We start from the raw sequence: 16,194 nt of genomic DNA, 5'->3' as shown, positions 1-16,194 counted from the left end.
CAGTAATACAATATTGAAAGATTAACAAAACAGCTGTAGTTTGTCAAGTAAGATTTTAGCCCGAATTTTAAATTTAAATCCTTGTCTCCCGTTATAAAATATTGTATAATCTAAAATATGGTAAAAGATTGCGAAAGATTCAAAGCCGATATTACCGATTACGCCCGCGGTGAATCCAAATACGTCAAGAATATGGATGCCTTGCTCACGCACCTCAAAGAGTGTGAGGCGTGCCGGGAGAAATACTTCGACCTTGAAGCTATTTTCGACGGGTTGAAAGAGGCATACTATCAGCCTTCGTCGGAATTCCTGAAACGGATGGAAGAGATAAAGGCGATGGCGAGGAAAGGCCCTCCGCCTGAGAAAGAACTGACCGAAACTCAGAAAAAGATGAGGCAGGGAATAGGATTATACAAAGCTGAAAAGTGGTTCGATGCGGCAAAGATATTTGACGAACTTTCAAAGGAAGAGCCGAAGAACTCCGATGTCTGGTATCATTTGGGATTAGTGCACCAAAAGATGAATATGACAGGCGAGGCGTTGGTGGCTTTCAATAAAGCCATAGAATTAAATCCCAACGACGCCGACGCCTATTATCACCGCTCAGAGGTTAAGTATGAGCTTGCTCCGTGGGGTGATGAGGATGATGTGAAAGCGATGCTTAAAGAGACTATTAAAGATCTTTCTCAGGCGATATATCTTAATCCCGATTATATTGAGGCGTATTACGGACGGGCGATGGTTTACGACGCGCTGGGCGAATTCGAAACCGCCATTGATGCATTCTCCGAGTTAATAGACCGCGACGATAAAAACCATCTGGCTTATTTCTACCGGGGAATGAATTATATTTACACCCGGTCGCTCAAACAGGCACAGCGTGATTTCCTTAAGGTGATAGAGCTGACGCCCGATTCATACTCTGCTTACCACAATCTGGGCATTGCCTATGCGTTACAAGGCGATTTCCAAAAGGCCGCGGCGGAATTTAAGACCGCGCTTATGATAAACCCGGAATACCAGCCGGCAAAGGAAACGCTCCAGATGGCCGAAGAAAAACTAAGGATGGATAAGATGCGGGAAAAGATTATGGAAGCGATATCCAAAGTAAAAGTGAAGGATAAAAAGAAGGGTAGAACAAAAGAGACCGTTACAGAAAAGAAACTAAAAGACAGGGTAAAAGAATTAGAGACGGAAAATAAGATGCTCAAGGAATTCAACCAGAAACTCATGGCGACCATAAGCGGGCATGGCGAAACGGCTTACAAGCCTGAGGCAATGTCACAGATAACACCATTACCTGTATTTACCAAGCGTGAAAGTATTATCTTTTCTCCTAAAAGGTTATAGCGCGGCTAAACAGGAATATTTATTTGTCAAATACTATGGCTTCGGCAAGGACTTCGCTGACGGTTTTAATCTTTACGCCGAGGTTATAAAGCGTGTTTAGTTCGGTCAGTTGGTCAATGCAGTTGTGGCAGGGTGTTGCGACCACCTTGGCTCCGGTGGCTTTAATCTGGTCGGCTTTAATCTTACCGGCCTTTTTGCGCCGGTCGGAATATTCACCCATGGCGAGCATTCCGCCCCCGCCCCCGCAACAGAAGTTCTGCGCCCGGTTGGGAATCATTTCAACAAAGTCATTAACCGCTTTCTTCAGTATATAACGCTGTTCTTCTATGATACCGCCGTTGCGCACCAGGTTGCACGGGTCGTGCAGGGTGACGCGTTCCTTATTTTTTGATGGGTCAAGTTCCAGTCTCCCGGTCTTTATATATTCCGCCATAAGCTCCAGGACACTCACGATTTCTATATCCAGTTTTTCTTTTTTCCAGTTGGCTAGCTCCCAGCGGGTGGCCCGGAAGCCGTGCCCGCATTCTGCCAGCACTATCTTTTTTACGCCGAGCTGTTTCGCCTCGTCAACGAGCCTTATTGAGATTTCCAGGGCCTCGCGGTCGTTTCCGCTGAAAAGGGCGTAATTGGTTACGTCATAGTTCTTGCTGCTAAAAGTCCAGTTTTCGCCTGCCGCGTGGAATACCTTGCCCATGGCGGAGATGGATAAGGGGAAAAACTTTGGCTCCCTGGGATTAAGCGTATACATTATATCAGCGCCCTGTTTATTGATAGGGAGCTTTACCTTGTCGTCTTTTAACTCCATCTGCAGGTCTTCCTGCAGCCATTCGATGGTATCCACGAAGTCTTTTTCGGTTATCGCCATATTGTTGCCGGTCTTAACGGCGTTATCCACGGTTGCCTGGAGCGAATCCGGGACAAGCCCGGCTTCCACCAGTGCCGTTCTTGCCGCGCGCATCAGCTGTCCAGCGTTTAAGCCGATTGAGCAGTTTATCCCGCACCGGCCGCACATCGTGCATTTGCCGAACGCGGTATCAACCAGTTCTTTGGCGTAATTTTCATCCAGTTTTCTGGCGCCTGTCCAGAAGGGGATAAGTTTTCCCAGAACGGTATGATACCTGCGGTAAAAGGAAGTAATCTTATTTATCTTGAATGCCGGAATCATTTCAATATCATCCGGATTAGCCAGCGAATAATGGCAGGTATCCGCGCACAGTCCGCAATGGACGCAGGCGTTCATGTATATATGGATTTTGGCGTCCAGAAGCTCCTTGAACCTCTTGAAAGCCGCTTCGGTATCAGGTTTCTTTTCGGTCATTTTCAGCCAGCCTTTATTTTATTCAAGACACCCCGATGCCCGTAAAACATTCCGAACATTATCCGCGTGGCAAAGAAATACGCGCAATGGCGCAGTTTGCCAAGGGGGATGTATAAAAATAATATGCCTTCGATAAGATACATAAAGTTATAAGCGGTTTCTGTTTTACCAATCAGGGCGGCCATAGCGGCGGCAAGAAAGACATTAACCAGGATATTGGAAAAATAGTCGTCAAAGTGGCTGAGAGCCCTGAGCCGTTGATTTATAATCCGTTTTATCAGCAAACCCAATCCGTTTAACAGGCCTATGGCAATCAATCCCATTAGTATGTAAAGCGGCCAATCGGGAATTATCAAAGTATCATTCAGCCCAAAATAAATAATCGCCGTAGATAAAAACGAGGCGAATATCCCGATATGGAATAAGATACCGGCAAGGTATGAGGTAAGATGTTGGGAAGCGCTTTCCTTTGCGCCCGGGAGCATGCCGAAGGTCAGGGCATAAGCAATTCCTTTGGCTGGACTGCCTTTAGGTTCGGAAAAATCCTTGCGCAGTTTGCTAAAGGTAAGGAGCATCATTATGCCGAGGGTGAGGATACACAAGATTGCGGTAAGAATGGTGAAATCAACGGTTTCCATAGATACTTCGGTTAAACACAGCCGTCAGGTTTGGGAAGCCCGGCCCATTTGCAAGCGCCTTTGGCAGGACCGGCCGGGAAGAGTTCGTATATCTTTTTTAACGGCAGGCAGGTGGTTTTGCAGATACTTCTGACCATGGGGGCAAGGTCGTTTTCCAGATAGTGGTTCCTGATATATTTTATCACCGACCAGTGCTCTTCGGTTAAGGTTTCAATCCCTTCAAGTTTGGCGAAGGATACGGCAATCTCCTCGCTCCATAATTCAGGGTGAACCATAAAACCTTCTTTATCAACTTCGATTTCCCTGCCATCGGGCAATTTAATGATTGTTTTTCCTTCTTCCATATTTAAGATTCCAGCGATGTTTCATAAACTATTTTATTCTGGTTTACCCTTTGCAAGCCTGCCTGGGCGATTCCCTTAACGGCGCTTATTGCCGTTTCGATATGCTGGATGGTATTGAATGGTCCGATAGAAAGCCTGGTAGTGCCGGCTTTGATTGTTCCGATGGTTTCATGGACTTTGGGGGCGCAGTGAAGTCCGGTGCGGGTGATGATATCATGGTCGACATCAAGCTGGACCCCGACATCGGCCGATTCAAAACCATCAACATTTACGGAAATTACCGGCAGCCTGTTTTCCATATTTTTCGGGCAATAAACGGTTACGCCTTCTATTCCATATAAGCCCTCGACCAGTTTTTTTGCCAGTTTCATCTCGTGTTGCCTGATATTATCGAATCCCTGTTTGGCTATCCATTTTTGGCCGGCATAGAGTCCGGCAATGCCGACCATATTAAGCGTGCCGCATTCAAGTCGCCAGGGGTATTCTTCCAGATGATACGGATAAGCCGAACGAACGCCGGTTCCGCCGTGGCGTAATGGTTTCACGTCAACTCCTTCACGGACATATAGGCCGCCGATTCCGGTTGGCCCGAAAAGCGATTTGTGCCCGGTAAAAGCCAGTAAATCTATATTTATTTCTTCCATGTTAATTGGAACCATGCCGGCGGTTTGGGCGGCGTCTATGGCAAAAAGTATTCCTTTAGCGCGGCATATCGCGCCTATTTCCTTGATCGGCTGTATGCTTCCCACGACATTAGAGCCGTGGTTTACGATGACCAGCTTGGTGTTCTTGCGGATAAGGCGTTTGATTTCATCCGGTGCGACCAAGCCTTTTTTATCCGCCTTTGCCCAATCGACCGTGATTTTGCCTTCCTTCTGCAGGAAATTCAAGGGGCGCAAGACGGAATTATGTTCCATCACGGTAGAAACCACATGGTCGCCTTTATTTAAGACACCATTAATAATGATGTTGAGTGAATCACTGGCATTATAGGAAAATACCAGGCGGTTATAATCGCCTTTTGCGCCGAAGAACTTAGTAAGCATCTGGCGCGTATCGTTTATCATTTTTTCCGCAGCCAGAGCCAAATCGCAACCGGTCCGTCCCGGATTAACCCCGTTTGTACGGTAAAAATCAATCATGAAATCGTATATTTCGGGGGGTTTGGGGAAAGTGGTTGCGGCATTATCGAGGTAAATAATGTTAGTCATATCAGTACGCACTTTCAACGTTAAAGATGTTTTATTATAAAAGAAATATTACGTTTCGTCAAGCAATTTGATTTGCTTAAACCGGTTCTTAATTTCCATGGTATAATCTCATAATAATTAGATGTGTTTATGCCTGAAGTTATAGTTACGTGGCAACGGTAGGCAGGTAATTAAGATGCACACGGGGTATTACCTGCGCATTCTGGGCCGTATCATTTGCAAGAATTGCTGCATGATATACCATTGCTGGGTGTTTTGGGCTTGTTCCCCCTGGATTATTTCGAGCACTTCTATGATGCGTGCTGCTTCGCCCAAGGATAGCAATTGTTCAGTCAGCTGTTTCCATTCCTGGCCGTTCGGATATCTGCCGGTTTTTAAGTATGGTTCCAAGACGGCGCGGACTTGTTCGTCGACATTACCCCGTTTGATTTTCTTTAATATATAATTTGCCCGCATTCTTACTTCCGGCTCAACATGTGCGCACGCTTTTTCCACGGCGGAAATAGTCGGCTCGCCGATTGAAATAAGCTCATTGGTGGCATTTTCCCTGGTTTCCCAATCATCGGCGTTTAAGAGTTCGATCAGGCGGGCAATATCTTTATTCAGTGTTTCCGGTATGGCAGGATAAATTTCCCATCCGGTCATGATGGCTTCAGCTTCCAGGACGATATAGCGCCTGTCTGCCAGCATTATTTTCTGTTCTTCCTTGGCAGTGATTTCCAGTATGTCTGTTTCGAAGAGTTCATTACCTTCTCGTTTATGTTCAGTCCATTGGCCTTTCGGGGTTTTAATTTTAACGTCTTTTAATGGTTCTTTCGTTTTTCCAAGGGTTGCCGGTTTGGCGGAGGGCTTAATTTTTTGCTTGTAATCGAAAAGCCCGTCTATTATTTTGATGATGAATTCTTTGTATTGTTCTGTGTTTAGGTTGAGTGTGGAAAGTTTTTTCTTAAAAGAGGTTTTACGCACGGTTTGGAAAGCGCGCTGGCAGCGGTTTTCAATCATTTCTCCCATCCACCAGTCATATTCTTTGAAGGTTTCCAGGGTTTTAACGCCTTCGTAGCAGAAGTTCAATTCTTTTTTAAAGGCGTTTATTGATTCGTCCTCAGGAATATTTTTATCCTGCAGCAGTTTTTCCCGGCAGCCTATAAATAAAAAGAGATTGTCGAATTCGGATTCAAGGAAATTTCTTACCCATCGACCGGAAAAAGAGTTCTTTTCCATCGATTTAACATAGGTATCTAGCTGTTGCTGAGTGGTTTTGCGCTTTTCTTCCAATCCTTCCTTGCCGACCGGTTTAAAGTTTACCGAAGCGGTCCATAAGCTTTTAATATTATTGAAATCAGCGCAAGTAGACATGTTCCCCTGGCTTGTAGATGGGGTTGGTGCGGCCGGTTCAGGGAAGATTTCAATTTCAAGCTGTTGCATTTGGCTGAATACGAAACCGGTTATCACTAATATTAAACAAAAGGCAATCACCAGTTTTTTTAGCATAATATGTTTTCTCCTCTTCGTATTGTTAGCCTGATTATAGCATGGGAAACTAATAAGGGAAATATTTTAAGCTAATTTTATACAATATTGTTAAACTTTGGTCGTTATCTTTTTTAACTGTTTCCCAAAGGTTGGAAACGATTTGGAAATACATTCCGCATTGCGAATGATTGTTTTGCCTTTCGCTGTAAGACCAGCTACGGCTAAAGACATGGCAATCCTGTGGTCGTGATGGGAGCTGCATACAGCGCCTTCTAAAGGGGATTTCCCTTTGATGAGGAGGCCGTCGGGCAGTTCTTTTATATCCGCTTTCAGGTGTTTTAGTTCCGTAACAACCGCCGAGATGCGGTCTGATTCTTTAAATCTTAATTCGCCCGCCTTACGGATTGTGGTGATTCCTTCGGCTTGGGTTGCGACAACGGACAGGAGCGGAACTTCATCTATTAACGAAGGCAGAATAATTCCGTCAATTTTTGTGGCGTGTAATGTTCCGGAATATGATGCTTCTAAAGTGCCGATTTGTTCGAAATAGGTTTGATTAAGGCAGCTGATTTTTATCTTCGCTCCCATTTTTCGGAGTATTTCTATAAAACCAATGCGTCGCGGATTTAACCCTAGATTGTGGATAACGATTTTAGCGCCTGGTATTAAGATTGCCGCGGCGATGAAATAGGCGGCGGATGAAATATCTCCGGGAAGTGTTATATCAAGCGGTTTTAATTTATTAACCGGATTAAGTTTTATGTTAAGGCCTGATATTTTTATATCCGCGCCCATTGCTTTTAACAGGTTTTCCGTATGATTTCTGGTAGGAAGTGATTCTTTTATTTGAGTGATGCCTTTTGCCTTGAGCCCCGCAATAAGCAATGCTGATTTGACCTGTGCGCTGGGAATTAGCATTTTATGGCTTTTCCCTTTAAGCATCCCTCCTTTTATTATTAACGGGGCCTGGGTATCCTTATTTTTACCCATGATTAATGCGTCCATCAGGCGCAATGGTTTGATAATGCGAGCCATCGGTCGTTTGTTTAATTGCCAGCCTCCCGTTAAAACAGACATAAACGGCTGAGTAGCGACTAACCCTGCCAGTAATCGCATGGCCGTTCCTGAGTTTTGTGTGTTCAAAGGTGCAGAAGGTCGTTTAAAAGGAGATGGCTTAATACGGATGGAATTATGCTTGTCTCGTTTAAGTTTTACCCCTAATTGTTTCAAGCAATTTAGGGTAGCGTTGATATCTTTTGAATCAGGGATATTTCTGATAATGCTTTCACCATTTGCAAGCGTGCAGAGGATGAGGGCGCGGTGTGCGATGGATTTGTCTCCCGGGATAGTTATATTACTTTTAGTGATTCTGGATTTAGTGACGGTAAGATTCATTTATCCTTGGTCTTTTCCGTTAGTTTCCGATATGTTTCCTGATTGGGCCTCAGGTTTAAGAGCGTCCGGGCGATTTTCCCGGCTGATTTAACATCGTTTTTCTTGAGATAAATTTCGGCCAGTGTGTAATAATAATCCAAAACGCCGGGTTCCAGTAATAATGCTTTATTAATTAAATCCAGCGCTTCATCGGTTTTATCCGTAAACAAACGGTAGGTTTCCGCCAAGGCATAGTAATGGTAGGAATCGGAAGGGTTTTGTTCTAATTGGATCTCGTTATACTTTATCACGCCAGCGGACAGTTTCTTTAATTCCTGTGCGGGGAATTTATTTTGTTCCGCAAGTTCGATTAACCCGTTAACCACGGCAAAATTTCCCGGGTGGATTTCCAGGGCGTTTTCCAGGCATTTTTTGCCTTCGGCTGTTTTATTGGACTGATAATAAGATTTTCCTTTCAGGTATTCAATATAGGAATTGATAAAATCCGTTTTCTGGTATTGGGAAAGCGTGTGATAGCCTTTGCTGAAAAATCTATCCATATCATACATCAGGATGATATTTCTGTCAGAGATAATCTTTCGTTCTTTCAGGATATATTTCAAAGCCTGTTCGAAATTATTATCCTTTAGCATCAGGTTCCCTAACAGTTCATAGGCGTTGGCGTCGTTAATGCTGTTTTGCGGCGGCATTTGTATTATCTGGTTTAATTCATAGAGGGCGGTTTCATTAAAGCCTATTTGCTTAAGATAGCTGCCCCAGTTTAAGTGGTCGCTTTCCGGGTAAGAGCTGCTTATATTTTGCGCTTTATTGATAATATCGGCTGATTTTTGTTTCTGGTTTTTCTGTTTATATGTTTCCCCTAAAAGGTATAAGGGAAGCGGGTTAGAAGGTTCTTTTTCGCCCAGCTCCCGGTAGGTTTTTTCTGCATCGTCAAAAGCACCGGAATAATAATAAATGAATCCCAATCTGTAACGGATGTCTTTATTATCGGGAAGCAGCTTGATGGCTTCTTTGATTGATTCGGCAGATTCTTTTGTTTTCTCCTGGGCTTGATAGAAGCGTGAAAGTAATAATAAAATGTTAGCTTTATCTTTTTCTTTAAGTTTGTTTACATCCTGTTCGATTTTCGTCATTATTCCGTCAATCAGTTTGTCACGGTCATTAGCGGTTGTTACGGGGTCCGGCAATGACATATCAATCAGGTAATCACCCATGATATCATAATCTGCATCTTTAACCGCCGTTTCTTTGGCCGCACAGAAATATTTAATCGCCTCATCAATGTTTTTACCGGCCAATGATGTTTTTACCAAACAATAATAAATTCCGCGCAGCTGTTCCGGCTCCTTTGTTAATTTAAGGGCGGTTTCGTATGATTGCTGGGCATCAGGGAACATTTTATGTGCCAGGAATATTCTGCCCTGGGAAAGGCAGGCCGCTAAATCCTGTGCCTTATTTTCAGCCGTTATCTTTAACCAGGTTTTTTGGGCGTTTGCAGCATCCCCTTTTGCGTAATAACATTGCCCTAAAGCTTCGTAAACCTCGGTGCAGTCGTTGTTTTTATTCTGGTAAAAAGAAAGCATTTTATTATAAAGGGAAATTGCCGTGTCGTAACTTTTAAGCCGGTAGAGCAACAAGCCGGTTTTGCGGTATTCAAATTCTGAGAATTCGTTGTTTCCATCTAAAAGCCCGTTTAGTATTTCCAGCGCTTTATCTTTTTTGCCTTGGTTTTCCATGGTATTGGCCAAAAGAAGCTTCGGGAAAATGCTGTTTTGGTTTTCGGATACGTGCTTTTCCAGTAAATCTTTTGCAATAGTGCCGGTCTGATCATTAAAAAGCATGGTGTTCATAAAAGTTTCAAAGATTATTTCCAGGTGCGGCGCCGTTCCCTGATAGGCGGTTAGTAATGTTTCGAGAGCCGTTTTATAATCCTGTTGCCGGTAGTGCGTTTTTGCCAATTCTATCTTAAAATCGCTGTCATCCGGAAACGATTTAAAAGCAAGTTGGTATGCTTTTATTATTTCTTCGGTCAGGTCATGGTTTTCCAGCACGTTTATAAGCTGTTGGAAATACATGAGTTGTGGTTCCTGGGTATCAACCATGCGCCACCATGTATCTTTTGCCTTTTGCAGGTCGTTTTTCTGGTAATAGCATTCCCCCAGGTTTTCGAATACCACCAAAATAAACTGGTTTGGCAGGGGAGGCGCTTTATTCAATAATTTCTCAAAGGCAGGAATGGCGCTATCATAATCCTCCTGCATCATGTAACACATGGTTAATCCATTTAGCAGATTTATATCTTCCGGGAAAGTTCCCGCGCCTTTTTTATAGAATTCAACGGCTTCGGCAAGATTTCCCTGCGCTTCGTAAAAGCGGCTTATTGAAAGGATGTCATCAGCCGTTGCTTTTTGGGTGGAGAGGATATCATCAAAAATCGACTTTGCTTTATCTTTATTTGCGGCTTTATGATACATCACTCCCAGCCGGATATAATAAGAAGCCTGTTTATTCCCCTGTTTAATCAGGTTTTCGTATAGTGCGATGCCTTTTTCCCATTGTTTTCCCTGGGAATACGCCGAATCCAATATGGGAACTAAATTAGTATCGGCCGGCTTTACCTTAAATGCTTTTTCATAATATTTGATGGCTTCCGTATAATCAGCTGTCCGCTGGAAACTGTCTCCCATCAGCCTGTTAATCCAGTAGTCCGAAGAATCCGTGGATGCCGAGAGTAATTTCTTGAGGAACTCAGCATCGTTTAAATACGTATATAATAGGCTGTAAACCTGTTGTTTTACTGTTTCGTCTGATTCGTATAATAAGATTTTAAAATAAATCGGCGCGGCTGACACTCCGTATTGGATAAGCTGGTTAATGATTTGCTGTTTTACCTCGGTCGTTCCTTCTTCAAAGTCGTTCATGACGTTGCCTATTTTATTCCTTAGTTCGGGGGAAACTCCCCATTTTATGGTTTTAAATATCAGCTTGGCTCGCAGGCGTACTTCGGGGTCGGGATGAGTCAGTATTCCTTTGACCGGTTCAAGTGCGCCGTCGCCGATGTTTATCAGGTCGTTGGTGGCGTTCTCCCTGGTTTCCCAGTCTTCATCCCCCAAGAGCTCGATTAATTTTTGTATCCGTTTGAGCTCGGCTGTGTTTTCCGCCCGTGCAGTGTTTTTACCGTTTATAAATAAGCCGGTGATTAAAACAAGTATGAGCAAAATATTTTTTATCTTCATAAGAACCAATCATACAATAACTTTTCATATTGTCAACCTTTAATAAACGATATCTTATTATGAAAGCCTCTTGTTTTATATTTGGGTTGGCTTTTACCGGATAATCACTGGGATATTCCAGCGCTCTTTTTATTGACAAACTTAGTATAAAATATATCGTAACATATGATGGCAAAAGAAACCGTTTCGCAATGGCAAAAATCAATCCTGAGGAAGATCCCTTCAACAGAAGAATTGCTTGCCTCGGATAAAATATCACTCCTTCAGCAGGCTTTTCCCCGCGGCATGGTGGCAAATACTGCAAGGGGGGTTCTCGGTTCGCTAAGGCAGCAAATTATATCTCTGGGAAAAGCCGAATCATTCGGGTTTAACATTCCGAGTAATAATGAATTAGTATCCGAGATAGAAAAAGAATTATATTCAAAGTCCATGCCTTCATTCCGTAGGGCGATAAATGCCGCTGGAATTGTGTTGCATACCGCTTTGGGAAGGGCTGTCCTGGCGCGCGAGGTGTTTGAATCATTAGGGAAAGAATTAGCCGGTTATACCAGAATTGCCGCCGACCTGGAAACGGGCAAGCGCCAAAGCAGAGATAAAATACTGGAAGAACTGATTTGCGAAATTACCGGTGCCGAAGCAGCCACAATTACTAACAACAACGCCGCCGCTACGGTTCTCATACTTAATACTCTAGCCAAAGGCAGGGAGGTGATTTGTTCGCGAGGGCAGATGGTGGAAATCGGGGGTTCGTTCCGCATTCCGGATATCATGTCTACCAGCGGCGCGAAGCTGGTGGAAATAGGGACCACCAACCGCACCCATCTTAAGGATTATGAAAAAGCCATCTCCAAGGAAACCGGGGCGCTCTTGCGAGTCCATAACAGTAATTATAAAATAATCGGGTTCACCGCGGATGTTCCACTGGAAGAGCTCGTCAAGGTGGGCAAAAAGCATAAGATACCGGTGATTGACGACATCGGTTCCGGCGCCCTGGTAGATTTAAGTGATTACGGATTTAAAGATGAACCTCTTGTTTCCGGGAGCATCAAGGCAGGAGCTGATGTAATATGCTTTAGCGCCGATAAATTATTGGGTGGCCCGCAGGGAGGCATCATCATTGGAAAGAAAAAATATATAGAAAAGATAAGGAAAAACCCGTTGATGCGCGCTTTCCGGCTCGGCAAACTTAGCTTAATCGCCCTGGAAGCGACTTTTAAACTATTCCGTAATAAAGAAACGCTTTTCCGAACCAATCCAACCATCAGAATGCTTACCATGGATATTAAAACGATTACGGCAAAAGCCGAATCTTTTAGGAATATCTTGCAGACCGCTTTACCGGAACTGGAAGTTAAGGCGCTTGATGAATATTCTCAGCCCGGCAGCGGCTCGCTTTCCGGTTATGATATTCCGACCAAGGCCGTTTCGGTCAGGTTGGATAAAATCTCCGCCCAGGCGCTTGCCGATAAATTACGCGATAGGGAATTGCCAGTTTTTACCAGAGTTAAAGGAGATAGGGTCTTATTTGATTTCCGAACCATCCTTGACGGAGAAGATGCGGAAATAATAAAGGCTTTGAAATCAATTTTATAGGAGGTGTCTCATGCGGAATTTAATCATTATTGTAGCTTTCGTTATGCTTATCGGGTGCGAAAAATCCCACGAGAGGTTAATCATCAATACGCCTTCTGAAAATATAGGGGCATTGAAAATCTCACTGGATGCGGACAATCCCGGCGCGAAAATAACTTATCTGAGGATGGTTGATTCAAAAGGTCGTCCCATATATGTCGATGAGAATATTGCTGACGGGATAAAACTGCCTGCGGATAGTTACCGTATTGAAAGCGGAATGGCCGTTTTAATCTCGGCCGGAGATGTTTATTCCGCGTTCGAATTTTCTTCCGCCGTGCCTTTTACCGTTAAACCGGGGGAAACATTTGAGCTGAAATTAGGCAAGCCTTTTAAGGTGAGTATCGCTTTTAATCCGCCTGAACTCAGGCCGGGAAGGCAGGTAACGGTTAACCCGGTTGTGATAGGCGCGCGCGGCGAGAGATATGATGTTTCCTCCATAGGGAGCATTGACAAAAAGCTGAAATTAAGCATAGAAGACAGTGACGGTAATCCTGCCGGCGGCATTAAGCCCACCTATGGGTGAGGCGGTGCTTGCAACGGGTATTCGTGGTTAATACCCAAAGGTGCCAAGGAATATAAAATGAAAATAGTGTTTGATGCCTCTCCGCTGGCCGGAAACCTTGAAGCTGAGAAAACTATTACGATAAATGAATAAGGTTTTGTAAGCGGATTTAGCTGATTTCTTTGTGCCTTAGCCCCTAAAGGGAGGCAGTAGCTCTGTCTTAGTGGCGAAATATTAAAGGAGGAATATGGCCGAACCAGTGCGTCTGACAAAATACGCCGGCTGTGTGGGTTGAGCGGGCAAGATGTCCCCTAAGGACACGGAGCAGGTCCTGCGCCGTCTGCCTAAGTTTAAGGATGCTAACCTGTTGGTTAGCATGGAAACGCTGGATGATGCCGGAGTCTATCGCTTGAATAGCGAAACCGCGCTCGTTCAGACGGTCGATATCTTTACGCCCATAGTGGATGACCCCTACGATTACGGCTCTATCGTGGCGGCGAATTCATTGAGTGATGTCTATGCCATGGGCGGAAGACCGCTGACCATCATGAACATACTCGGATTTCCAGCCAAGAAGATAAACCACGATATCATAGCGGAGATACTCCGCGGTGGGGCGGAAAAAGTTATGGAAACCGGTGCAGTCATCGTCGGCGGGCATAGCATGCTTGACCCAGAGTTAAAATACGGGATGTCCGTTACCGGCCTTATACATCCCAAAAAGATTATTACCAATAGCGCCGCCAAAGAAGGCGATATCCTGATATTAACCAAACCGCTGGGTATCGGAATTATTACCATGGCGAATAGCATGAGCCCTATTCCGGATGAGTTAATGAAAAAGATTACCAAATCAATGGCGACGCTCAATAAAACCTCCTCGGAAGTGATGTTAAAGGTCGGAGTAAATGCCGCGACGGATATAACCGGTTTCGGCCTTATCGGCCACGCTTCTGAAGTCGCCCGTGGAAGTAAAGTAACTCTCAAGATTTCCATAAGTAAACTTCCTGTCTTTGAGGAAGCCAAAGCCTACGCGCGTGAGAACATCATGCCCGGTGGTTCATTTACTAATATTGATTATTACAGCCAGTTTGTGGATATAGAAGATGGCATTCCAGGGGAAATGCATCATATTGCCTTTGACGCCCAGACTTCAGGTGGATTATTGATGTCCGTCCCTGAGAAAAAAGCGCAGAAACTCTTGAAAGAACTGCATAATCAGGGCGTTAAGCATGCTTGTATTATTGGGAAAGTTGTTGCCAAACAGGAAAAAGATATCCTGCTTACCAAATAAAATGACAGATAAATGTAGTAGCAACATATCCCCGCGATGGGACAATAAGAATCCTGCTTGCTGTTCCAAAACAGTGAAAAGCGCTGAATCATGTTCAAGCCCTTTGGATTATTTTGACAATATGATTTCCAACTGCCTTGAATACGCCCAAAGCGCCAAAGCTCATGACAAAAAGATAGTCGGTATCTTTTGCGAATACACTCCGCGCGAAATAATTATGGCAGCCGGAGGCGTTCCGGTCTGTATGTGCGGGGGAAGCAACCAGACTATCTCCGCGGCGGAAGAGGATTTGCCTTCAAGCCTTTGTCCCTTGATTAAGAGTTCCTATGGCTATGCCAAGCTTAAGGCGAATCCGTTCCTGGAAATGTCCGAACTCTTAATCGGCGAGACCACCTGCGATGGGAAAAAGAAGATGTTTGAACTCCTTGCCCAGCGTAAAAAGATGTATGTCATGGAACTTCCCCAGAAGTCCGACGACCCGGATGCCTTCAAGCACTGGCACGCGGAAATAGTAAAGCTAAAGGAATATCTGGAAAAGGAGTTGAAGACTGAAATAACCGATTGCAAGCTGAAAGAAGCCATCAGGGTTATGAATGAGGAACGCCGCCTGCGTAGGAAGGTAGCGGAACTTGCCACGGAAAAGATTCCTTTGCTTTCCGGATTGCAAATACTCAATGCCAAAAGCCTGATATCCGGCATGCCGGAAGATTTCCGGATGTATGAGAAGATATTATCAGGGAAATCTGCCTGTCCCGACGAACGTCGGGGTTTATCCCGTCCTAGAATCTTGGTAACCGGTGTGCCCATGCCTCACGAGGCGGAAAAGGTGATGAAGATAATCGAGGATGCCGGTGGGGCGGTCGTGGTGCAAGAATCTTGCACCGGTATAAAACCGATTGAGGAAGATGTCCGGGAAACCAGCGACCCCTTGCTTGCCATTGCCGAAAAGTATTTCCATATACCATGTTCGGTAATGACTCCCAATAAACGCCGCTTGGATTTGTTGGATAAGCTGATTAAGCAATATAAGGTGCAAGGGGTGATAGAACTGGTCTGGCAGGGGTGTCATACATATAATGTAGAATCGGTTCTGTTGGAAAAGCATGTGAAAGGCAGGCACAAACTGCCGTATTTGAAGTTGGAAACGGACTATTCACCGTCGGATTCCGGCAGGCTGAAAACGCGCGTTCAGGCAATGCTGGAAATGGTCACGCATAATTAACCTAAACGAAACCTTGCTTAAATTCAGTGTTTTTCTGGGTCATTCCGTAGTTGCATAATTATTGCTAAAAACGCATATATTGATTTGTATTTCAATATAAGCGAGTTTTAGGCGGATGGGGCTGTCACACGGAGCTTGCGACGTCCCGGCGAATGCCGGGATACATTCCATGATAGATTTGGGCGTCCCTGCCGAAGGCAGGGGGGTGGTGCTACTCCCCCCTAAACTTAGGGCTAACTACTTATAAATACGGTGAGACTCCATCTCAAATGCGGAGGGACTCCATGGCAAATGCGGAGGTGCTCCATCTTAAATGCGGTGATGCCCCAGCTCAGATGCGGTGAGACCCCATCTCAAATGCAGAGAGGCTCCATCTTAAATGCGGAGAGACCCCATCCCAAATGCGGAGGGACTCCATTCCAAATGCAGAGAGACTCCATCTCTAATGCGGAGAGACCCCATCTTAAGTGCGGTTGGACTCCATCTCATATGCGGAGGGACTCCATGATAGTAACGGTGGTATAGCCACACCCAAAAACGGATAGATTAATCCTTTTTTATAAGCCGTTTTATTTT

The 16,194-nt window shown here is 44.6% G+C and carries 12 protein-coding genes; 5 read left to right on the top strand and 7 right to left on the bottom strand.

Going from position 1 to position 16,194, the window contains the following annotated elements:
* Positions 1-117 precede the first annotated feature (117 nt).
* On the top strand, positions 118-1,350 hold the full coding sequence (locus HY811_11390) for a tetratricopeptide repeat protein (protein ID MBI4835403.1): 1,233 nt from the start codon (positions 118-120) through the stop codon (positions 1,348-1,350).
* Between the two features lie 19 nt (positions 1,351-1,369).
* Here the strand turns inward: HY811_11390 and HY811_11385 are convergent, their stop codons facing one another.
* The 7 genes from HY811_11385 to HY811_11355 form a co-directional block, all read right to left on the bottom strand.
* Positions 1,370-2,668, bottom strand: a complete 1,299-nt coding sequence (locus HY811_11385) for a (Fe-S)-binding protein (protein ID MBI4835402.1) — start codon at positions 2,666-2,668, stop codon at positions 1,370-1,372.
* 2 nt (positions 2,669-2,670) lie between these two features.
* Entirely contained in the window at positions 2,671-3,306 is a 636-nt protein-coding gene (locus tag HY811_11380) for a hypothetical protein (GenBank protein MBI4835401.1), read from the bottom strand.
* 11 nt (positions 3,307-3,317) lie between these two features.
* Positions 3,318-3,650, bottom strand: coding sequence for a TusE/DsrC/DsvC family sulfur relay protein (locus HY811_11375; protein MBI4835400.1), 333 nt, complete (start codon positions 3,648-3,650; stop codon positions 3,318-3,320).
* Positions 3,651-3,652: 2 nt separating this feature from the next.
* Positions 3,653-4,861, bottom strand: coding sequence for an aminotransferase class V-fold PLP-dependent enzyme (locus tag HY811_11370; protein ID MBI4835399.1), 1,209 nt, complete (start codon positions 4,859-4,861; stop codon positions 3,653-3,655).
* 189 nt (positions 4,862-5,050) lie between these two features.
* Positions 5,051-6,352, bottom strand: coding sequence for a HEAT repeat domain-containing protein (locus HY811_11365; protein MBI4835398.1), 1,302 nt, complete (start codon positions 6,350-6,352; stop codon positions 5,051-5,053).
* Positions 6,353-6,442: 90 nt separating this feature from the next.
* A complete protein-coding gene (gene aroA / locus HY811_11360; protein ID MBI4835397.1) occupies positions 6,443-7,729 on the bottom strand; it encodes a 3-phosphoshikimate 1-carboxyvinyltransferase in 1,287 nt (428 codons plus the stop codon).
* Complete coding sequence (locus HY811_11355; protein ID MBI4835396.1) at positions 7,726-10,965, bottom strand: tetratricopeptide repeat protein; 3,240 nt, start codon at positions 10,963-10,965, stop codon at positions 7,726-7,728. Before HY811_11355 ends, aroA begins: the two co-directional genes overlap by 4 nt.
* Before the next feature lie 165 nt (positions 10,966-11,130).
* Here HY811_11355 and HY811_11350 point away from each other — a divergent pair, with 165 nt between their 5' ends.
* The 4 genes from HY811_11350 (at position 11,131) to HY811_11335 (ending at position 15,618) form a co-directional block, all read left to right on the top strand.
* Complete coding sequence (locus tag HY811_11350; GenBank protein ID MBI4835395.1) at positions 11,131-12,558, top strand: L-seryl-tRNA(Sec) selenium transferase; 1,428 nt, start codon at positions 11,131-11,133, stop codon at positions 12,556-12,558.
* 10 nt (positions 12,559-12,568) lie between these two features.
* Complete coding sequence (locus tag HY811_11345; protein ID MBI4835394.1) at positions 12,569-13,123, top strand: hypothetical protein; 555 nt, start codon at positions 12,569-12,571, stop codon at positions 13,121-13,123.
* A 283-nt stretch (positions 13,124-13,406) separates the two neighbouring features.
* Positions 13,407-14,396: a selenide, water dikinase SelD gene (gene selD, locus HY811_11340; protein MBI4835393.1), complete on the top strand. Its 990-nt coding sequence runs from the start codon at positions 13,407-13,409 to the stop codon at positions 14,394-14,396.
* Position 14,397: 1 nt separating this feature from the next.
* Positions 14,398-15,618, top strand: coding sequence for a 2-hydroxyacyl-CoA dehydratase (locus HY811_11335; protein ID MBI4835392.1), 1,221 nt, complete (start codon positions 14,398-14,400; stop codon positions 15,616-15,618).
* Positions 15,619-16,194 lie beyond the last annotated feature (576 nt).

The sequence above is a fragment of the Planctomycetota bacterium genome, from assembly GCA_016207825.1.
GTDB lineage: Bacteria > Planctomycetota > MHYJ01 > JACQXL01 > JACQZI01 > JACQZI01.
This window is presented reverse-complemented; position numbering and strand designations above follow the sequence as displayed.